The organism is Collinsella intestinalis (assembly GCF_902364775.2).
In the GTDB taxonomy this organism is placed as follows: domain Bacteria; phylum Actinomycetota; class Coriobacteriia; order Coriobacteriales; family Coriobacteriaceae; genus Collinsella.
On record NZ_CABJEU020000001.1, the window covers coordinates 1,285,700 to 1,308,065 of the forward strand.

Genomic DNA, 22,366 nt, shown 5'->3' on the forward strand with positions numbered 1-22,366 from the left:
TCTACGCGGACCCGTTGTCCGCATCCGTCTAACTATAGTGACGGGCGGTTCCGTCACTCAGATGCGAGGAAGCTCAGCACCTTATTTTCAAATTCGTTGATACGTTCATGTGCATGCTCGGGGTACGCGATGAGCTGCGTGTCCCCGCCCGTGCGATGCGCGAACCCGATGCACGCCTCCGTGGGGGCGACTTCGTCGCGCAGGCCCGTTCCGAGCAACACGGCGCACTGCACGCGGGGGGCCCAGGCGACCAAATTGACCGCGGAGGAACCACGCGTGAAGTCGAGCGGCATGGGGTTGCACGCCGCACAGCGCGCGATACGGTCGGGCATGATGGCCGCCACGGCGAGCGCCAAGGCACCGCCGAGACCCTCTCCCCAGGTGTACACGCGAGCGGGATCGATGCCGGGAAGCTCGCTTCCCACACGCACGAGGGCGAGGGCGGGTACGATAAGCGAGCTGAACGCCGCTTCGGCATTCTCAGACGCATGCTCTCCCCCGTCGAGCGCCAAAACGGCGCAGCCGATGGCGGCGAAACGCGTCATGTGATGCCATCCTCGCACAGGACGTCCTGCATCGTGAAGCATCAGGACCAGCGGGACTTCCGCCCTGGGACGGCAAATCCCCTGCGGCTCGATCAGGCGTGCGGAGACCTTGAAACCATCGGTGAGGGTGAGTTCGACCTGGTGATACGTCGCACACGGATTGCCGAAATCGACCTCGTGCGTCTCCACCGACTCGACCGCGGCTGAGGCGAGCAGACAATCGGCCTGCTCACGCGCACCTTCCGGAACGGTGATATCCACGGGCGGAGCGAGCAACGGCGCCAGACGCCCGGAGGTCGTCCCGGGCATGTCGATGGCAACGGGCGCGATGAGCGCCTTGAGATTGGACGTGCTCAGCATGCCTGCCGCCCCCTCTCGCACAGGAACGAAATGATCCGGTCGTCGAACTCCTGGATCTCCTCGTGTCCGAAACCGGGATAGAGATGATGCTCTTTCTCGCAGGTCAAATTATTGTAGACCGCGAACTGCGTGGGCACGGGGACGACTGTGTCCTCCAAGCCCGTGCCGAACAGCACGGGACAGCGCACAAGATGCGCGAAGTTCTTGCTGTCGAAATACGCGAGCTTGCCGAGCGCCTCATCCATGCGCTCCCCCGCCGCGGAGAACCACCGCGAGAAGTAGCCGATGCCCTCGTATGCGACCACATCAAGCCCCAGGTCCCAGACCATATGAAAGTCCGAGAGGAAGGGGTAGAGAATCGCCGCGCGGACGATGAGGTCGGAGTTGAGGGCGCACGTGGCAATCCCGAGTGCGCCGCCCTGAGAGGCGCCGTTGACATAAACGCGCGAAAGGTCGATGCCGGGAAGTTCGCGCACGACGTTGCACAGGATGCGGATGTCCTGGTGCAGACGCACGTAATAGAGCTCCTCGACCGGGCCGTCGATGCCGGCGACGATATGGCCGGCGACCGTGGTCCCCAAGAATCCACCGGGGTCCTGCGAGGGACCACCCTGCCCGGGGCAGTCGAAGGCGATGAGAGCCATGCCCATCCCTGCGAACGAACACTGCTCGAACCAGCTGCGCGACGCCCCCGGATACCCGTGGAACTGCAACACGAGCGGAACCGGGTCATCGGTGCGCGGACGGAGATACTTGGCATGAAGCTCGGCGCCCCTCATACCAGTGAACCACAGATCGAACAGGTCGCACGCGCTACCCGACGGCATCGCCGCGCGCTCGACGCGATAGCTCACGGGAACGGCGTCCGCCTCCCGCACCCGGGCATCCCAGAATGCATCGAAATCTTCAGGACATGCGTCGATGCCCCGATAGGAGCGGAAACGCTCCAAAGTTGTATCGTCGAACATCGTCCTCCTCAAGTGCTCCCAGGTAGGAACGCGCGCCCGGAAACCCCCGAGCGCGCGTTCGAACGAAAATCCCTACTCGCCCAGGTTGGGGTGGAGCAACGAGGGCGCCGCGCCGAGCAGCAGCTTGGTGTAAGCGTCCTGCGGGTCGTCGAAGACCTGCCTCGCCGGGCCCTCTTCCATCACCTGGCCATGGTTCATGACGATGATGCGGTCGGAGATGTAGCGCACGGTCTGGATGTCATGGCTGATGAAGACCATCGCCAAGCCGAGCTCCCTCTTGAGGTCCGTGAGTAGGTTCAAGATCTGCGCGCGCACGGACACGTCGAGGGCAGACGTGGGTTCGTCGGCAATGATGACGTCGGGCTGCAGCGAGAGCGCACGGGCGATTGCCACGCGCTGGCGCTGGCCACCGGAGAGCTGGCCGGGCAGCGCGTACATCGCGGAGGACGGCAGACCCACGAGTCCGAAGAGCTCGCAGATGCGCGCCTCACGCTCCGCATCCGAGCCCACGCTGTGCACAATCAGCGGGTCGAGCAGCTGGTCGTGGATGGACATGCGCGGATTCAGCGCCGTGGCGGGATTCTGGAACACCACGGAGACCACGCGACCGATCTTCTTGCGGAGGTCCGCTGTGCGCTTGGTGACGTCCTCGCCCTTGAAGTACACGTGACCGTCGGTGGGCGACTGCAGGCCGCACATGACGTTGGCGGTCGTGGACTTGCCGCAGCCGGACTCTCCCACGATACCGATGGTCTCACCGGGCATGAGCTTGATGGTGAGGCCATTCACGGCCTTGACGAGGTTAGGATGCAGGATGGAGCCGGTGCGGGTCCTGAACGTCACGGAGATGTTGTCGAGGAAGATGACCGGCTGCTGAGAGGTATTCTCTGCCATTTACCTCACCTCCAAACGGGAGACGAGACCGTTCTTGGCGAGCTCCTCGTCGGGGATCTCCGCAACGAGGTGATCGGGGACGCCGGGGACGGGCTTGAGGATCGGATGCACGTCGAGGCCGACCGTGGGATGGCTCGAGCGCGGGGCGAAGCGGTCGCCCGCGGGGAAGTCCGCCGGAGACGGCACGGAGCCCGGCACCTGGTGCAGACGGCTACCGTCGTGCGCCTCGATGGAGAGCACGGAGCCCAGCAGGCCCTGCGTGTACTCGTGGATCGGGTTGGTGAGCAGCTCCTTGGTGGGAGCGGACTCGACGACCTGGCCAGCGTACATGACGGTGATCTCGCTGGCCACCTCGGCCACGAGCGCAAGGTCATGGCTCACGAAGATCATGGCGAAGCCGAGTTTCTTCTGCAGGTCGTTCAACAGCTTGATGACCTGTTTTTGCACAGTCACGTCGAGAGCCGTGGTGGGCTCGTCGCAGATGACGAGTGACGGGTCGCGCGTCAGTGCCATGGCGATGATAACGCGCTGGCACTGACCGCCGGAAAGCTCATGCGGATAGCTCTCAAGCGTGCGCTTGGGGTCGAGGCCCACGAGCTCGAGCAGTTCTTCGGCCGAGCGGGTGCCGCCGCGGCTGGTGAGCTGCTTCATCTGAGCGGAGATGAGCATCGAGGGGTTGAGCGCGGAAAGGGAGTCCTGGTAGACCATCGCAATCTCTTTGCCCAGGAGCTTACGGTGCTCTTCGGAGCTGAGGTCAAGCAGGTTGGTGCCCTTGTACAGGAGCTCACCGGTGATGCGCGCCGTGGGCGGCAGAAGATTCATGATGGTCTTGGTGGTGATGGATTTGCCGCAGCCGGACTCGCCCACCAGCGCCATGCACTGGCCAGGGCGCACGTCGAAGGACACGTTGTCCACGACGTTCACGTCACCGTGGCGCGGGAAACCGATGGAGAGGTTCTTGACCTGCAGCAACGGTTCGACCGAGTGGTCGGGCACGCGGCGATCGGTGCGCGCAAGTTCGACCTCGCGCAGGGCCGCCAGACGGGAGGCCAGGGACTCCGCCTGCTCCTTGTAAGCGCGGACGGGATCGGCGACCAGCAGGTCGGCCTCGCGACGGGAGCTGGAGTTCTCGGTGTCGACCGGCGCGGAGGGAGCGGCGGCCATGGCGTCGGTGATGCCCTCAGAGAGGATGTTGAGCGCCAGGCAGGTCAGCATGATGGCGATGCCCGGATAGAGCGCCTGCCACCAGCGACCGGAGAGGACGCCGGCGCGCGCGTCGGCCAGGATGTTGCCCCACGTGGGCGTCGGCTCGGCGATGCCCGCGGACAGGAACGTCAGAGACGCCTCGAAAATGATGGCATCGGCGACGAGCGTCACGGTAAAGACCATGATGGGCGCGGCGCAGTTGCGCAGCACATGCTTGGCGAGAATCCACGGTGCGCGGGCACCGGAGACGATAACCGCACGCACATAGTCCTCGCCGTACTCAGACACGATGTTGGCACGCACGATGCGGGCGATTTGAGGCATGTACATAAAACCGATAGAGAAGATGATGGCCGGCACGGATTTGCCAAGGATGGTCACGAGCACGGCGGCCAAAGCGATACCCGGGACCGACATGATGACATCGAGCAAGCGCATGATGAACTCGGAAATCGATTTGCGCGTAACCGCGGCAAGGGCGCCCACAATGGAACCCGTGACGAGCGCAAAGAGCGTGGCGCCGAAGCCAATGACGAGCGAGATGCGGCCACCGAACAGGATACGGGACAAAATGTCGCGGCCCTTGTCGTCGGTGCCCATGAGATGCAGGCCATCAGGGGCCTGACGGGCAACGTCAATCGCATACGGGTCATACGGCGCAATGAGCGGCGCCAAGATGGAAAGAAGCGCCACGACGACCAGGATGCCCAAGGCGATCTTGGAGGAGAGCTTCATGTTCTTGAGGCCCGAGAGCTTGAAGCCGCCGGACTTCCTGGCCATGCCCTCGAGCTGCTCTGCGCCCTCTTTTCTTTGAGTCAGCATGGCTACACGCTCCTAATCCTCGGGTTGATAAGCAGGTACAGCATGTCAACCACGATGTTGATGATGATAAAGGAGAGGGCGACGACGATGACGACGCCCATAACGAGCATGGGCTCGTTGCCGGCGACGCCGTCGAGAATAGCCATACCCATTCCGGGCAGGTTGAAGATGACCTCGATGACGACGGCGCCGCCCATGAGGTAACCAATCTTCATGCCGAGGGTGGTAACGGGCGTGATCAAGGCGTTGCGCAGCACGTTGCGGGCAATGATGACCTTCTGCGGAAGGCCGGAGCCCTTGGCGGTCTGCACGTAGTCCTTGTCAAGCTCCTCGACCATGGCGGTACGCACGATGCGCGTCATCTGACCGGTGAGCGGAACCGCCAGCGAAATCGCGGGCATGATCATGCGCGCCATGTAGCCGCCGAAGTTCGTCGCCGGATTGGGCAGGGCACCCGAGGCGGGAAGCAGGTGCATGAACGAGGAGAACACCAGGATGAGGAGGACTGCCAGCCAAAACGACGGCGTCGCAAGTCCCGCGATGGAGACTATTCGAATCACTTGATCCGGCCAACGGTCGCGATACAGGGCCGCGATGATGCCCAGCAAGAACGATACGACGGCTCCTATCAACAGGCCGAAGAACGTCAGTTGCATGGTGACGGGCAGAGCCTTGGCGATACGGTCGGAAACAGAATTGCGACGGGCGCTGTAGGTGCCCAAATCGCCGTGAAGCAAGTCGCCCAGATAACGGACGTAACGGACTGGCCAGGGATCATCCAAACCATATTCCTCGTGGTATTTCTGAATCTGCTCCTGCGTGGCCGACTCACCCAGCGCCTTGTAGGCAGGGTCAATCGGCGAGAACGACATGAGGAAGAAGATCAGAAACGTCACGGCAATCGCCATGAACGGAAGCGCCACCAAACGTCTTCCCACGAGTCTTAGGAGATTATTCATTACTCCCCCTCGGTGTACCAACAGTTCCAATAAAACAAACGGGGGCAGGGATGCCGTGAAGCTCACCCTGCCCCGCAGCCTACATACGCGTAGGACGCGCTATCCCATCAATATGGGAAGATGCCTTAAGCAGTGACGGTGCTCACGCCGACAACCTGGACACCGGTGGTGCCGATGCCCTTGAAGTCGGAGCTGACGGCAACACCCTCGGGGTTGGGGTTCTCACGCCAAACGCCCGTCGGGGTGACGACCTGGAGTACCGGGTACAGAACGACGTTCTCGGCAAGGATGTCGAAGCACTGGTTCCAAGCCTCCTGCTGGCCGGCCTCATCGGCGGCGAGAGCCTCGGACATGAGGCCGTTGAGGGTCTTCCACTCCTCGGAGGTGTTCCAAGCGCAGCGGGTCTGCATCCAGATGTTGTCACCGAACCACCAGTTGAGCAGCAGGTCGGTGTCGCCGCCAAAGCAGGACGGATCGCCCGGGGCAATCAGGATGTCCCAAGAGTCGTCGGCCTGGTCGATGGCGGCATAGGTGGCCGGAGACTGGTCGGAAACGAGATCGACGGTGAAGCCGAGGGCCTGGAGGTCCTGCTGGGCCTGGGTACCCATGGAAACGACCTGAGCGTTGTCGGTGGTGCGCAGGACGATGGAGCCCGGGGTCACGCCGGCCTCGTCGAGCAGGCCCTTGGCCTTGTCGGCGTCATAGGTGTAGGTGACGGAAGCCTCATGATAGTTGGTGAAGGAATCCGGCAGATAGCAGGTCGGGATGGAAGCGAGGCCGGAGAAGGCGTTGGCGACCATCTTCTCAGTGTCGAGCGCGTACATGATGGCCTGACGAGCCTTGACGTTGTCCCACGGAGCCTTCTTCACGTTGAACATGATGAAGCGGGTGCCGAAGCCGTTGACCTGGTCGATGGACACGCCGGCGGCCTCGAGCTGGTCGATGGACTCGGGCGGCACGGACTCGGTGATGAGCGTGGTGCCCTCCTCCTGGGCGGTGGTGCGGGCGGTGGTGTCGGTCAGCACGTCGATGCGGAGCTCGGAGTCGGTAGCCGGGAACTCGCCATTGTAGTTCTCGTTCGGCTTGAGCACAACGTAGGTGTCAGACATCTCGTCATACATCCAGGGGCCGGAGCCGACGGGCTTGGCGGCGGCGTCATCGGCGGACAGGCCGGCGGGCGTGATGCGGACAATCGCGAGGCGCTCCTTCAGCAGGCCGAAGTTCGCGATGTTGCACTTGACCGTAACGGTGGTGTCGTCCTTCTTCTCAATGCCATCGAACATGGTGAGGAAGGAGACGTACAGGCCGCCCTCGGCGTTTGCACGCTCGAAGGAAGCGACGACGTCGTCGGCGGTGACATCGGTGCCGTCGGAGAACTTGGCACCCTCGCGCAGGGTGACCTCATAGGTGTTGTCGTCGATCTTGGCAGGCTCGCCGGCGGCAAGGCCGGAGATGACGGAGTAATCAGTGAAGTCGATGTTGTAGAGGCCCTCGACCACGTTCATGTTGGCACTCAGGCAGAAAGCGGAAGAGCAGTTGGCGGGGTCGTAGGAAGACGGGGCATAGGCGGAGCCGATGGTCATCACGCCGCCGCCCTCGGTACCGCCAGCGGGAGCGGAACCCTCGTCGCCGCCGTTACCACCGCAGCCGGCGAGGCCGAGGCCCGCGACAGCCGCCGTAGCACCCGTGAGGGTGAGGAAGGAACGACGAGACATACCCTGGGACATTTTCATGAGCTCTCCAATCACGCGCTCATTTGGTATGGAGACGCACTGCGTCCCATACGCCTTACATACAATTAGAAGGTACCTCACACCCCAGCCATAAACGCCAGACGCTCGGCGAACGGCTCCGCCGCCGTCCAAACGGAAAACCGACCGTTCGGGCAAATTGTTGACAATACGAGCTATTAAGGAACTTGATTGAGATAAAGCGCATGCTTTGCTTTTATGCGGAATCCGACCCGTCTGCTTTAGCGGGGTCCTGCGACAGCGCGTGCAAGGCCTCGTAGATTTCGCGAGCGAGCTTTAAATTTACCGTATTAACGGCAGAAATATCTTCCGCGCTCGCCGCGCGCAGGCGCTTCATGGAGCCGAAGTGGCGCATGATGGCGCGCTTGCGCTTGGGGCCGACGCCTGGAATCTCGTCCAAAATCGAGACGGTCATAGCCTTTCCGCGCAGCTCGCGGTGGAAGGTGATGGCGAAGCGGTGACTCTCGTCGCGGACCTGCTTGATGAGGTAGAGCGACGCCGAACCGCTCGGCAGCACGATGGGCGTGTCGTCCCAGGGGACGAACACCTCCTCGTCGGCCTTGGCGAGGCCGCAGACCGGAATGTCGAGACCGAGCTCCTCGAGCTGCCTCATCGCCGCGGTGAGCTGGGGACGGCCGCCATCGACCACCAGCAGGTCGGGCCTGCTGCCGAACCGCTCGTCGGCCATGCGCTCGGGGGCGTAGCGACGTCCGAGAACCTCGGACATGGAGGCGAAATCGTTGGCCTCATCCAACTCTGCACGGATCTTGAAGCGACGGTACTGGCTTTTGTCGGGCTTGCCGTTCGTGAATACGACCATGGAGGCGACGGTGAAAGCACCATGCAGGGTCGAGATGTCGAAGCACTCGATGCGCATGGGCGGCGCGTCCAGGGCCAACGCACTCTCGAGCTGCAATAGCGCCTGATTGGTGCGATCGTCCGAGTACCCCGTCCGCATCATATAGCGCATGAGGGCATGGTGGGCGTTGCGGTCGGCCATCTGCAGCAAGCGATGCTTCTCGCCACGCTGCGGGCGGTGCAGGCGGCACACGCGCCCTCTCTTGCCCGTCAACCACTCCCCCACCACGTCCGCGTCCGGCAGCTCGATCGCAAGGTCGACCTCGTGGGGGACGTCGGCCGTCTCATCGTAGTAACGCTTGACGAAGCCGGATGCCAGCTCGACTTCATCGACGTCGAGGCCCTTGTCCAAGATAAACTCGCAGGTTCTCTGCACGCGCCCCTCGCGCACAACGAACACGCAGGCACCGGCGATGGTCTCCTCACGGTAGAAACCGATGAGGTCCAAATCGACGCTCGTGGGAAACACAACCTGCTGTCGATCGTCCAGCCCATCGATGACCTCAAGGCGACGCTTGATGCGCCCCGCACGCTCGAAGTCGAGATCGGCGGCGGCCTCGGCCATATCGGCTTTAAGCTCATCGACGAGCTCGCGGCGTTGTCCGGATAGGAATCGCTCGACACGACGCACGTTCACGGCGTATTCCTCACGGCCGATCATGCCAGCGCACACGCCGGGCCCGCGCCCGACATGGTAGTCGAAACAGGGACGGCCCTGATTCGAGCAGATGAGCTCGATGACATCGGCATCGTCCGGGCGTTTTTCAAGCAAGCGGCGGACGCGCTTCCACTCGGCACACGAAGCCGTGCAGATCGGGCAAACCTTGCGGAGCGTGTCGATGGTCTCGCGGGCGGCGCGACTGTCCGTGTACGGACCGTAGTAGCGCGTGTCGGGACGATGCTTCTCGCGCGTGTACTTGATGGCGGGAAATACATCGCCACGCGTGATTGCGATGTAGGGGTAGGACTTGTCGTCCTTGTAGTCGACGTTGAAATACGGATGGTATTGGGCGATAAGCTCGCGTTCGAGGACGAGCGCCTCATGCTCGCTTTCGACGACGATGTAGTCGAAACTCGCAACGAGCTGCATCATGAGCGGGATCTTTGCACGATCGTCGGCCAGCGTGACGTACTGGCGCAGGCGAGCGCGCAGGTTCTTGGCCTTGCCGACGTAGATGACCTCGCCCGAAGCGTCTTTCCAAAGGTAGCAGCCGGGATCGTCGGGCACCTCGGCAACCTGCTCGACAAGGCTCGGGGCATGGTCGCCCCCCTGGGCGCGCACGTGCTCGGAGGCGGCGCGGGCGGAAAAGGGCGCAAGAGGCATGGAGCGGGAGGGCGGGGTATCGCCGGATGAGCGGCCTAACATACGCGCCGGCCGAATTCCGCCCCGATGGCAACATGCGAAGGGCGTCCCTTGGGAGCGAGCGTTCTCATGGGCGGTCTACCGCCTCGCGGCTCTTGCGCGGGCGCGCAGCTTCTTGACGCCCTGCAGCGCAGCGTAGAACCCACCCTTGATGGGGACATCGCGGTCGGGGGCGATTCGAACCGTTCCCTCTTTGGCGAACTTCGTCTTGAACTCATTGAGATTCATGGTCTCTGGAGCGAACTCGCTGCCGATGCCCATAAGGTCGTAAGACGCGCAGCCGAGCTCGGCAACGCGCATCATCTCAAAATGCACCAGAGCGTCGGCGACGCGAAGTTTACCCACGCCAGAGACCGTGGCAGCGTAATACCGCGTTGCCACTGGACCGGAAATGGTCACGAGCGACCAGCCCACAAGTTCACCATCGATGCGCGCGGCATACACGCGGCAGTGATCGGAGCCGAGCGCACAGACCATGCTCGCATAATAGGAGCAGGGAGCCGGGACGAACCCGTCGCGCGCAGCGGTATCGCACATGATCTTGTGATATTCCTCGAAGGATGCGGCGGCGAGATCGGTCTCGTCGGCCATCGAAGCGGGGCACTCGCGCAGGGCTTTGCGGACATCGCGGCGGCCGCGCGGCTTCATGCGAGAGAAAATGGCCTCCTCGCCGCCGGACAGGTCGACGACGACAGTGGTGTCATACGGCAGCGTAGAAAGGCACGGACGCGTCATGGGGAGCTCATGGTCGACGGCCAAGCGCATGAAGACCTGGGAACGGTCGGCCTGCTTGATATGCGCGACGAGGGCTTCGAGAGCCTCCGCCTCGTCCTGGGCACTCGGCGCGGCGGCCCACACGGGGGCGTGATGGGCGCGCAGGTAACGGTAACCATGCGTCTCATACTGCACGAAAGAGGCGAGCGCCGCCGTTTCGCCGTCGCGAAGCACGGCAACGCAACCCCACAGGGAGCGGCCATCGACGGTCGACTCGAAATCCTGCCACACGGGCAGCTGCTCAACGGGGATGTCGGCCCCAAGAGCCTCGAGAGCGACCTCGTACTCCTCGCGCGATAGCGTCTTCACCTGCATGCAATCACCGGTCCATATATGCCATACCCTCACGATACAGCGGTTAATCATATCCCACGGAAACGGACAGCCGGCTGAGCAAACAAGGCTCTATCAAGAATGCATGGGAAGGCAGAGCGCTGCCGTCCCAGCTATTCCAGGCGGCACCCAACAAGACGCCGCAAGCAAATCAGCCCATATAGCGCTTGAATTTGTCAATTTGGCGCACCCAGCGCACCCTTGCCCATAGCCTATGGGCAAGGGTCTCACCAGGAGAATCGAACGGGTTGGCGACCCTCCTCGATTTGTAAAGATCCAAGGCACGACGACGTGCATCGACATCGAACACATAGTCCCTAATCACCCTTTTCGGGACCAACGTGTAGAGCACGTCGTCATACGCCTCCTGATATGGCACATCCTTTCCCAGCACAAAACTCTCGACTAAAGGCTTTACGAAATTCACGCCAGCAGCGGACATATAGTAGGTGTTCGCACCAGGACGTGCGTTAACTTCGAAGAACTTGTACTTACCGTCCCGCTCGTCATACTTGGCATCAAAGTTTGCGAAACCGACGTATCCGACGTGCATGCAAAAGCGCTTGGCGTCGTCCACAAGCTGGTCGTGCCGCTCAATTTGAATAGCCACAGGGTTTCCGATTCGAGCTGGGTCATGGTCTTCCAGCAACACACGACCTCCCGAAACGACCCGTACATCCCCATCCGAAGTGGAGAACGTAGTAAGCGAGCAAAGAGAATCATCGGGGCCGGGTATGAACTCCTGCACAACAAGGTCTTTGTCATAACCGACCCTCTGCAGCAAATCAAAGACGCGCTGCAAATCATCGCGAGAACTGACGGTGTATATCTTTTCTTTTCCATCGAATGCCATCGTGTCGTAGCACGCCGAATTGGAGGGCTTTGCAATAGCAGGGTACATAAGCCCCACAGGATCGATCCGCTGTGCCCCTCCCGAGCAATCGAATGTCCATGTCTTCGGATACGGCATTCCAAGCTCCTCGCAAAGCGCGTAGAAGTTGCCCTTCTGAGTAATCCGATCGAAAACGTCAAAATCGTTATAAGGAATGACGTACAGGTCCGCAAGGCGGTTCTTCAGCTCACAGATCGAACGAACCTGCCAGTCCGCACTTCCCAGAAGCAGCGGAATCTTGCCCTCACGACGCATCTCAATGCCCCGACGGCGAAGCATCAGATACAGTTCCTCAATTGACCCGCCAACAGTCGAATCAAGCACATAATCGATGAACTTACTCGATGAGGTCACGCGAACATTCACTGCAGAAATGACTTGGGTCTTAACGCCATAGGCCTCAAAAAAGCACCTACCGTATGAATATGCCAGGACATCTCCCCCGAGAACAACGGGCCGCAGACAGGAGGCGAGATCAGACTCATCCAACGATTCACACGACATGCGCACGTCTTCGCATTCCGCGGCGGCGGTGCCAACATGAGCCTCAACAATCTCGATAACCCGCCTTGCACCTTCCTCACCGCAATCCGTAGGCAGCGTCACAAGACGATCAATAATGTCATCGCACACTCGAACGCCCCTTCGATCAACAGGCACACGATATGTGCACGGGTCAATAACGCCGGGGCCGAGTTCCGGACGATACCACGTCGACGTGTAGTACCCAGCGGCGCAACAAGCGCGAGTAATGGCATCAGCGATCATTGGCCCCTCGACAAGTATCGGGAACTTCAAGAGCGGCTGAGCACCGAACTCATCAGCGGCAGAAAAGGATCCAACACCAGAGATGCCGGAAAAGGCCTGATGATATATCGAAACGACCCGGGATCTCGATTCATAATCGCTGTCGAGGTCTTCAAACGCTGCGACAACGCGCCGAGAAATCTTCTCACTCGGCCTCATGGGCGCGTGATCCATCTGACCCATACGCTCCGCATCGGAAACGGCAGGTTCGAATAGCCTAGCCGCCGTAACGACGCGACGAAGGGGGCGCGCCACGCAGCCCGGAAGATGGTTGAAGACACGATTCCAGAACAAGAAAGTGCCCGTCAAGCCGGTCAGATACGCACCTGCCGGCCTTAGGGCCCCGAGACGGTCCCGAACGTCTCGCGCAACCTCCCCCTTCGACAAACCTGGATTCACCCACACAGCCCCGCCAAACTGGGTATGCAGTATTTTTTCAACGCCAAACGAATGGATGGAGAAGTCAGCAACAGGGACCCCTTGCTCGTCTGTCGCCATTCGCGTAACGCCATGAGCGCAATCTTCGATGACAAGGGCCCCGAGACTATGCGCTGCGCGGACCAGATCCCTCGAGTCGGAGGCATCCACGATGCCGTACGTGTGCTGTAGAACAATTGCCCGGAGAGATGTGGACTCAGGCAGTCGACGCGGATCGAGGGACGCAGTGTCTCGAGATATATCGCCGTACACGGGAATAAGACCCGCCGCGATAATCGGGTTAACCGCAGTGCAGCACGTCAGCAGCTGAGTCAGGACCTCGCCACTCCCTTCATGTGCGCGAATCGATTCAAATACGACCTGCATTCCCTCACGGGCACGATACACGCAATACCAATCGTCGGGCGAAGTTCCGGTCTTCTCGGCCATTATTTCCGCAATTCGGTATTCATACTGACCACGATGCATTATTTCTCCCAAACAACCAAAGGTATAAGAATGCTAGCGCCTGAAACGATCAACCACGGAGGAAATGAATGAGGCCTCGGGTACCCCGCGAGCGGACGCAAAGCCAAAGGTGACAAGCAACGCCGGCAAGCCGGCGAGAATCGCATAGGCGATGGCAAGGAAAGTACCGCCAGAGGACAGGGGCATAAAGCCCGTCTCAAAAATAACCAATAGGGCAGCCCCCGCCGCAGCGCCAACAAGTCCGAAGACTACGGCACGAAGAGAAGACCTTAACATCGCCCCAATGCCAATTCGACCCAACTCCCTGCGCAAAAACAAAAGCGTGACAGCATCGATGGAAATAAAGAAGAACGTCGAGGAGGCCGCGACGACATTAAATCCAAACTTCGGCGTAAACACCAGGCAAATGGCAATCTGAATTGCACCGGCAATGCACTCCGCAACGGCAAACAGCTTCATCTTACGCAAGGATGAGCAGGCCTTCTGAAGATACGTCGACAAGCCGTACCCCGGGAGTGACAACGCAAGCCACGCGATGTAATTTGCGAGCGCCCGGGTGTCGGAAGGCGTCATTTTACTTGACCCAAGAACATGTGCCAAACAAGGCGAAAAAACTATGAGATACAGGGCAAATGGTATGAGGATGAACAGAATCTGGCCAGACCCCCGAGAAACTCCCTCCGCAAACTCACGCAGCTTGCCGCTAGCAACAAACGTAGATAGTTCCGTAAACATTGCCGTGGTCAGCGGAATTGCGAAAACTGAATAAGGAAGCATGTACCACATTCGAGCGTAGTATGTAATTGACGCCCCTGCGGGGTTGACCGAGAGCGCACAAGAACTCTGAACAGAAGTAGTTGCAAACGAAACACCGGTAACAACGAGGGTCGGAATTCCGATTGAAAGCGTCTCGCGAATAAGCGGATCACGTACGTCGATGCGAGGGCTCAGCTTGATACCGTGTCGTCTGAGCGACGGTAATTGAAGCAGGACCTGAACCAAAACCCCAAGAGGGTTGGAAACTGCAAGAACGAGTATCCCCAATTGGGGATCAACCTCAGCAAGCCAGCCATATACAAAAAAGGCCCCTGTAATGACAATATTGTTCGCAATGGGAGCCGCCGTAGACCAAAAATAATCGCGCTCAGCGTTCAACACGCTCGATATGACAGATGACAAGGCGTAGAGAACAATTTCAATGGCAAAAAATCTAAAGAAATACGTTGCGAGATTAAAATCGAATTCCGCGGTTGCGTTAAACGCCTGAGTCCAAATAATCTCCCCGGCAAAGATAAAGGAGAGCAGCGAGAGTCCCGCCATGAGCACGGTCACGAGCGAAAGAAGATTCGATGCATAGGCGCTCGCGCCCTCTCGCCCCAAGTTTTTCTTAGCCGAGATGTAAACAGGGAGGAAGGCCGTAACGAGCATTCCGCCCATAACAAGCTCATATAGAGCATTTGGCAAATTATTCGCAACGGTAAACGCACTGGCGACAAGCGTTGCGCCCATCCCGTAGGCCTGAGCCCATGTACGCATGAAGCCGGTAATGCGACTCACGATAACCAGGCCGCTCATCATTGCAGTTGACCTGCCGACGCTCTCAAGATCGCTCCGAGCGTTTCTGGTTTTGCCAGATTCTGACACGAACTGTCCTCCTATTAAGCAAATGGCCCCAGGCACAACGCCTTAGGGCCACATCAACCATTATCGCAATAGTCGTTAAATGATCGCGCCGCCGCCGATGAATCCACCGATATAGCTGAGGGAGCGATAGCCGACACCAGCACCGGGAATCGAATCAATCATCCTGCCGCCACCCACATAAATACCGACGTGCCCGCAGTATGTGTTCGTGGTGAAAAAGACAAGGTCACCGTATTTGAGCTGGTCGACGTTTGAGGTCCAAGCGCCACGAGCCTTCACCTTGTTCATGTAGGAGGCGGGGCTGTTGGACCATGGAGCAAGACCCATGGCGTAATCAACCAAACCAGAGCAGGTGAAATACGAGGTCCGAGGATCGCCGGTCCACTTATATCCGGTATAGCTATAACCGGAACCGATCACGCCTTGAGCGCGGGCAACCATCGCAGATGCACTCCCCGTCGGCGTGCCAGACACATTGCCGCTGTTGGATCCAGCACCAGTAGAATTGCCGCCGCCGCCCGAATTGCCGGTATTGGGCGCATTCCCCCCAGAGGATGTTCCGGCATTCGACCCTCCCTGCGCCTGGACGCGATCGGCCTCAGCCTCGGCTTCCTGACGAGCGGCCTCCTCCTCGGCCGCAATCGCCTGTTTCAAATCATCAGAGAGCTGATCGTAATAACCCTGAGCTTCGTCCGCGGCCGCCTGCGCCGCCGCGAGCTTCTTGGCCTGGTCGGCAACAAGCTTTTCCTGCTTCTCCTTGTCCTCCTCAAGGGAGCTTCTCTTCTGCTCAAGCGATTCCCTCAACTCGCGGGTTGTCGTAATGACACTCTGCTTGTGCTCTGCCGCCTTATCGGCATAATGCAGGCTCGTCATCAGCGATGAAAGGCTATTCGATCCAACCAAAAGAGAAATAAAATTGGATCGCCCACCCATCTTGTACTGCGCGACCGCCATACCCGTCAGCTCGTCCTGAAATTCCGCAAGCTGTCGCTCTTCCTCGGCAATCTCTGCCGAGGTCTTCTCAATTGCCTCAATTGTTGCGTTCAGGTCGTTGTTGACCGTAGCGTAGTTATTCCCCGCTTGCTCGGCCGCAGCGTAAAGAGCATAGAGCCTGTCCTGCGCTGCGCCGAGCTGCTGCTGCAACTCAGTCGACGACGCAGCCCGAGCGGCAACCGGAGTCATGCTGAAAACAAGAGATCCGGTAAGCACGGAAGCGACAATGGCAGCGGAGGTGCGTTTAAAGTGTGCCATGTTGTATCTCCTCATGGGCTTGCCCATCATGTTCGAATACTGCTGACGACAATGCGCGTCACGATTCAGAAAGATTTTACCAGCGAGAGCGATCGTGCGCCCCCATTCACTCTCAATACATACGTCGCGTCGTAATAAAACAGCGGGGGCGCAAACCCCCGCCCGACATACAATCGCAGCAGTGAGAAATGAAATGGCGCATCCCGTTGATCATGTGTCCATACACTAAAAATTGCCGCCGCCGAGGAACGTTCCAAAGTAGGCCATCTTGGTCGTGCTCGCGCCGACTCCCGGTCGACGGGCTCCGTAGCAATTGCCATTTCCAACGTAGAAGGCAACATGACCGGGGAAAAATACCAGATCGCCGTACTGAAGCTCACTGATCTTGGTCGTAAAACGGCCTCGGCGCTGAAGAGCGGCAAGCTGAGCGCCATCAGTGCGGGGAATGGAAATGCCAATCTGGGCATAGGAATACATGGTCAGGCCAGAGCAGTCAAAACCAACCTCGGGAGATGATCCGCCCCACACATACGGGGCGCCCTCATAGCGAAGTGCGACGTTCAGAGCTGCAGCCCCAACAGTGCTCACTCCCCCGTTGCCAGAGCTGCCTCCACCCGCGTTGCCGGAACCGGCGTTGCCGCCACCCTGCGACGGAGGAGGCGTGGGAACGGGCTGGGGACTGGGCTGAGGATCGGGCTGCGCAGTACCGCCTTGGTCTGCGTCCTGGCCACCGACACCGCCGCCAATCCCGGGCTGATTGTTATCCTGTGCGGAGTTCATGCCCTGCTGGAGCGCTTCGTTAGCGGCGGCCTCTGCCGCAAGCTGCTCCTGAAGCTGCGCATCGAGCGAGGAGACGACGGCAGCTGCGCGAGCCTGATTTTCGGCCTGCTCGGCAAGACGCTTGCTCGCGTTATCCATGGCGGCCTGCTGCTCGCTTTGTTGCTTCTCCAGGTCGGCCTGAAGATCCTTGACCTCGTTGATCAACTCTGCCTGCGCGTTGGAGACCTTGCTGGCATAAAACAGGCGAGACATCATATCGCTCAAGCTCGTAGAGTTGACGAGCACCTTGGTAAGCGAGATGCCGCCTTCTTTGTATCCCATGGCGGTATAGCCAGCGAGCTCGTCCTTGGCGGCGTTAAGCCTACCGGACGTCTTCTCAATCTCTTGGACCGTCTTCTGCAAATCGTCGCCGAGAGCGGCGATCTCGCTGTTGATCGCAGCGTACTCAACGCCAATCTGCTCAAGCTGAGCGCGGGCGGAAGCCAGGTCGGAATTCAAGTCGGCATATGCCGGAACAGGAATGGAAGTGCCCAGGATGGCACATGTCAGTCCCGCGATCACGGCGCAACGAGCGCCGAAGGAAGGGCTGCGGTGAAGTCTCATATACGAGTCCTTTCGCGGACCGGATTGCAAACAATTGACATTCACTATTGTATGGGCCGTGTAAAAATGCCAGTCGATCCTCACAGAACGCACAGGCAACTCTCAAGGTCAGCTTGAACCTGAAGGAATAAGACCGCAGGTAGAGGCCCTGTCTCATGTTTGCGACATAGCGGCGCGGCACGAAAGCGCCCCATATTCCACCCGATTTTCCGCTACCTTCGACAGATGTCCGCTGTAAGGGCGTTCAGGCAGGTCAACAGCGGTTCAACCGGCACTTCGAGCTGAATACCGCGACGTCCCCCGGAAATGTAGACCGCATCATACAACCAACATGTCTCATCGAAGATCACCGGGAACGGCCGTTTCAGTCCAATGGGCGAGCAGCCGCCTCGCACATACCCGGTCACCGCCGTCAGTTGTTTGGTGGGCAGCATCTCGAGCGACTTCTCCCCCGCCACCTTCGCAGCGGCCTTGAAGTCGAGCTCCTCGGCAACTGGGACGCAGCACACCACATGGTTGCCCGAGGGCGCCACCGTCACGAGCGTCTTGAATCCCTGTCCGGGATCCTCTCCCAGCTGCGCGGCGATAGACTCACCCAGGCCGCGGGCCTCCTCGCCGTCGTCCTCGTACGTGTGCAGGATATACGGCACGCCCTCGCGCTCCAACTCACGCATTGCGTTCGTCTTTTGAACCTTGGGCGCCTTAGCCATCGATCTCGGCCATCCGCGCTCGGTCACGTTCAAGCAGAGGCGCCAGGAACTTGCCGGTATAGCTCTTCTTGCACGCAGCAACCTTCTCGGGCGTACCAGATACCACGATGCGCCCGCCGCCGTCACCGCCCTCGGGACCGAGATCGATGATGCGGTCGGCCACCTTGATCACATCGAGGTTGTGCTCGATGACGAGCACGGTGTTGCCCGCGTCCACCAAGCGCTGCAACACATCGACGAGCTGGCGCACGTCCTCGAAGTGCAGGCCCGTAGTGGGCTCGTCCAGGATGTAGAACGTCTTGCCCGTCTGCTTACGGTGCAGCTCCTTGGCGAGCTTCACGCGCTGGGCCTCGCCGCCGGACAGCGTCGTCGCCGGCTGCCCGAGGCGCACGTAGCCCAGTCCCACGTCGTAGAGGGTCTGCAACTTGCGCTTGATCTGCGGGATGTTGCCAAAGAACGCGAGCGCTTCGGTCACGGACATGTCGAGCACATCGGCGATGGTCTTGTTGCGATAGCGTACCTCGAGCGTCTCGCGGTTGTAGCGCTTGCCGCCGCACACCTCGCACGGCACGTAGATGTCGGGCAGGAAGTGCATCTCGATCTTGATCTGGCCGTCGCCCTTGCAGGCCTCGCAGCGGCCGCCAGGAACGTTGAAGGAGAAGCGACCCGGCGAGTAGCCGCGCGCCTTGGACTCGGGCACGCTCGCGAACAACGCACGCAGATCGTCCCACAGGCCGATGTAAGTCGCCGGATTGGAACGCGGGGTGCGGCCGATCGGGCTCTGGTCGATATCGATGACCTTGTCGATCTGATCGATGCCCTCGATCGTCTTGTAGGGTCCCACGACGCGGGTCGAATTGTGCACGGCATTGGTGAGCGCGGGCGCGATGGTGTCGGTCACCAGAGAGCTCTTACCCGAGCCCGAAACGCCCGTCACCACCGTGAGGGTGCCGAACTCAATCTCAGCCGTGACGTTATGCAAGTTGTTTGCCTTGGCGCCTGTGATCTTGAGGGCCCCACGACCGGGAGTGCGGCGCTCCTCGGGCAGGCGCACCATGCGGCGGCCGGAGAGATAGGCGCCCGTGAGCGAGTCAGGGCACGCCATGAGCTGCTCAGCCGTCCCGGTGCACACGACCTTGCCCCCGTGCTCGCCGGCACCGGGACCCATGTCGACCACGTAATCGGCCGCGCGGATGGTGTCCTCGTCATGCTCGACCACGATCACGGTGTTGCCCAAATCGCGCAAGCGCTCGAGCGTGGCGATGAGCCGCTCGTTGTCGCGCTGATGCAGGCCGATGGAGGGCTCATCCAGAATGTAGAGCACGCCCATGAGGCCCGCGCCGATCTGGGTGGCCAAGCGGATGCGCTGGGCCTCACCGCCGGAAAGCGTCGCGGAGGCGCGGTCGAGCGTCAGATAGTCCAGGCCGACATCGACCAGGAAGCGCAAGCGCTCGCCGATCTCCTTGACGATGGCGTGGCCGATAAAGGCCTCGCGCTCGGTGAGCTCGAGGGCGTCGAAGAACGCGAGGGACTCACGGCAACTCATGCAGCAGACCTCGTAAATGGACTTACCGCCAACCGTGACGGCGAGCATCTCGGGGCGCAGGCGGGCGCCGTGACACGTCGAGCAGGGCTCCTCGCGGATATAACGCTCAAGCTTTGCCTTGGTGTTCTCGTTGGTCGTCTCGACATAGCGCTCGTACAGGATATTGCGCACGCCGGCATACTTGGTGAACCAATGCGTGTCCCGGCCGTCCTGCGTCTTGTAATCGACGCGCATCTTCTTGTCGCCCAAGCCGTCGAGGAAGATTTTTCGCACGCGAGCAGGCAGATCCTTCCACGGCGTGGTCGGATCGACTTTGAGATGGATACACAGGGCGCGGAAGATCTGCGGGTAGTAGTTTGACTTGCCGAAGAAACCGCCGAACACGCCCTCCTCGATAGAAAGGTTCGGATCCTCGATAAGGGCCTCGGCATCCACGACCTTCCTGAAGCCCAGGCCGTCGCACTCCGGGCAGGCACCGTAGGGCGCGTTGAAGGAGAAGTCGCGCGGCTGCAGGTCATCGATAGAGTGACCGTGCTCGGGGCAGGCGAGCGCGAGGGAATATGCGAGCAGGTCGCCCTCGGCGTCCTCGGGCGCATCGCGATCGGACAGCAGATATACGCTCACATTGCCATGAGCGAGCTTGGTTGCCTGCTCGACGGCCTCGGCGATACGGCCGAGGCTCGTCTCGCGAATCACGATACGGTCGACCACGACCTCGATGGTGTGTTTGAACTTCTTATCAAGCTCGATGGTCTCGTCCAGGCTGCGGACCTCGCCGTCGATGCGCACGCGTGAGAAACCCTCGGCCCGCAGGTCTTCGAGCAGCTTGACGAACTCGCCCTTGCGACCCTGCACCACCGGCGCGAGCACGAAGGCTCGACGACCCTGACCGGCGGCGAGAATCTTGTCGGCAACCTGGTCGGTCGTCTGGCGCTCGATCTCACGGCCGCACTCCGGGCAATGGGGCACGCCGATGCGCGCGTAGAGCAGGCGCAGGTAATCGTAGATCTCGGTGACAGTGCCGACCGTGGAGCGCGGGTTCTTGGATGTGGTCTTCTGATCGATGGAGACCGCTGGGGACAGGCCGTCGATCGAGTCGAGGTCGGGTTTGTCCATCTGACCGAGGAACTGACGGGCGTAGCTCGAGAGGCTCTCGACATAGCGGCGCTGGCCCTCGGCGTAGATGGTGTCGAAGGCCAGGCTCGATTTACCCGAACCGGACAGACCGGTGATGACGACGAGTTGGTCGCGAGGAATCTCGACGTCGATGTCCTGCAGGTTGTGCTCGCGGGCGCCCTTGATGACGATGGAGGAATCAGACATGGACGGTCCTTATCTGAAGTGGAATCGGATATGACTCATGGACACATTCGTATCTAACCCCTTAGTGTAGCGCCAACGCCAGGTCGGGGCATAATCCCTTCGGACGTGGTTCCGCTTCGCTCCACAAAAACACCCTGCGGAAATATACCCCGACCGGGCGGCACGCAGCTGAAAAGGGGCCGCGTATCCCGCAAAGAGAAGGGGCGCCCCGGCAAGAAGCCGAGACGCCCATGCGAGGCGAACTATGTTGCCGGAAGCGCTTAGCTGCGGGCGGCGCCGTCGACGGGGATGACCGCGCCGGTGACGTAGGAGCTCATCTCGCTCGCCAGGTAGACGAAGGCGTTGGCGACGTCCTCGGGCTCGCCGATGCGGCCCAGCGGGATGGTGGCGATCAGGGGCTGGATCATCTTCTCGGGCAGGGCGGCGACCATGTCCGTCTTGGTGATGCCGGGGGCAACGGCGTTGACGCGGATGCCCTTGGGCGCGAGCTCGCGGGAGAGGCTCTGGGTCAGGCCGTTGACGGCGTACTTGGAGGTCGGGTAACCGCACCCGGAGGGCTGACCGTACTTGGAAACCATGGAGCTGGTGGTAGTGATGGTGCCGCCGTGACCGGCCTCGATCATGAGCTGCGCGCCCGCACGACAACCGTTGAAGACCGCGGTGACGTTGAGGTCCATGATCTTCTTCCAATCATCGGCCGTGTAGTCGAGCAGCGGAGTGGACTGAGAGATGCCGGCGTTGTTGACGATGGTATCGACGCCGCCCATGTCCTCGGCGGCGGCACGGAAGGCCTCGGTAACGGCGTCGAGGTCGGTCAGATCGCAGGTGCGGCCCCAAACCTTGGCCTCAGGATAGGTGGCGAGCAGCTGCTCGACAGCCTTGTCGGCGGTCTCCTGGCGGGAACCGAACACGGTCACAACCGCGCCTTCCTCGATAAAGCGAGCGGCGATGGCGTAGCCGATACCGCGAGTGCCGCCGGTGATGATTGCTTTCTTGCCTTCGAGCAACATGAGCATTCCTTTCGGACGTGGGGCGCGCACGTTCTTTCGCGCCCATCTTTTCAACCGTAGC

General features: G+C 60.6%; 15 protein-coding genes. All 15 read right to left on the minus strand.

Features of this window, described 5'->3' with window-relative positions; all coding sequences use genetic code 11:
* Positions 1-53: 53 nt before the first annotated feature.
* A complete protein-coding gene (locus tag FY258_RS05650) occupies positions 54-905 on the minus strand; it encodes an acetylxylan esterase (RefSeq protein ID WP_118103858.1) in 852 nt (283 codons plus the stop codon).
* Positions 899-1,873, minus strand: a complete 975-nt coding sequence (locus tag FY258_RS05655; RefSeq protein WP_118103860.1) for an acetylxylan esterase — start codon at positions 1,871-1,873, stop codon at positions 899-901. Before FY258_RS05655 ends, FY258_RS05650 begins: the two co-directional genes overlap by 7 nt.
* A gap of 72 nt (positions 1,874-1,945) precedes the next feature.
* Positions 1,946-2,767: an ABC transporter ATP-binding protein gene (locus tag FY258_RS05660; protein ID WP_118103862.1), complete on the minus strand. Its 822-nt coding sequence runs from the start codon at positions 2,765-2,767 to the stop codon at positions 1,946-1,948.
* Positions 2,768-4,795 carry a dipeptide/oligopeptide/nickel ABC transporter permease/ATP-binding protein gene (locus tag FY258_RS05665; protein ID WP_118103864.1) on the minus strand — a complete coding sequence of 676 codons (2,028 nt, stop codon included), beginning with the start codon at positions 4,793-4,795 and terminating at the stop codon, positions 2,768-2,770.
* A gap of 2 nt (positions 4,796-4,797) precedes the next feature.
* On the minus strand, positions 4,798-5,754 hold the full coding sequence (locus FY258_RS05670) for an ABC transporter permease (protein ID WP_118103866.1): 957 nt from the start codon (positions 5,752-5,754) through the stop codon (positions 4,798-4,800).
* Positions 5,755-5,879: 125 nt separating this feature from the next.
* Positions 5,880-7,487 (minus strand): ABC transporter substrate-binding protein, encoded by a 1,608-nt coding sequence (locus FY258_RS05675; RefSeq protein WP_118104047.1) that lies wholly within the window; start codon positions 7,485-7,487, stop codon positions 5,880-5,882.
* 214 nt (positions 7,488-7,701) lie between these two features.
* Positions 7,702-9,729: an excinuclease ABC subunit UvrC gene (uvrC, locus tag FY258_RS05680; protein WP_259324457.1), complete on the minus strand. Its 2,028-nt coding sequence runs from the start codon at positions 9,727-9,729 to the stop codon at positions 7,702-7,704.
* Positions 9,730-9,804: 75 nt separating this feature from the next.
* Positions 9,805-10,815, minus strand: a complete 1,011-nt coding sequence (locus FY258_RS05685; RefSeq protein ID WP_259324458.1) for a lipid II:glycine glycyltransferase FemX — start codon at positions 10,813-10,815, stop codon at positions 9,805-9,807.
* A 169-nt stretch (positions 10,816-10,984) separates the two neighbouring features.
* Positions 10,985-13,438, minus strand: coding sequence for a DegT/DnrJ/EryC1/StrS family aminotransferase (locus FY258_RS05690; protein WP_118103870.1), 2,454 nt, complete (start codon positions 13,436-13,438; stop codon positions 10,985-10,987).
* A gap of 33 nt (positions 13,439-13,471) precedes the next feature.
* A complete protein-coding gene (murJ, locus tag FY258_RS05695; protein ID WP_220396011.1) occupies positions 13,472-15,082 on the minus strand; it encodes a murein biosynthesis integral membrane protein MurJ in 1,611 nt (536 codons plus the stop codon).
* A 75-nt stretch (positions 15,083-15,157) separates the two neighbouring features.
* Complete coding sequence (locus FY258_RS05700) at positions 15,158-16,333, minus strand: coiled-coil domain-containing protein (protein ID WP_182279433.1); 1,176 nt, start codon at positions 16,331-16,333, stop codon at positions 15,158-15,160.
* Between the two features lie 225 nt (positions 16,334-16,558).
* Entirely contained in the window at positions 16,559-17,716 is a 1,158-nt protein-coding gene (locus FY258_RS05705) for a C40 family peptidase (RefSeq protein ID WP_118103873.1), read from the minus strand.
* 212 nt (positions 17,717-17,928) lie between these two features.
* Complete coding sequence (ybaK, locus tag FY258_RS05710) at positions 17,929-18,426, minus strand: Cys-tRNA(Pro) deacylase (protein ID WP_006723619.1); 498 nt, start codon at positions 18,424-18,426, stop codon at positions 17,929-17,931.
* Complete coding sequence (gene uvrA / locus FY258_RS05715) at positions 18,419-21,295, minus strand: excinuclease ABC subunit UvrA (RefSeq protein ID WP_118103875.1); 2,877 nt, start codon at positions 21,293-21,295, stop codon at positions 18,419-18,421. Before uvrA ends, ybaK begins: the two co-directional genes overlap by 8 nt.
* 260 nt (positions 21,296-21,555) lie before the next feature.
* Positions 21,556-22,305: an SDR family NAD(P)-dependent oxidoreductase gene (locus tag FY258_RS05720; RefSeq protein ID WP_182279434.1), complete on the minus strand. Its 750-nt coding sequence runs from the start codon at positions 22,303-22,305 to the stop codon at positions 21,556-21,558.
* Positions 22,306-22,366 lie beyond the last annotated feature (61 nt).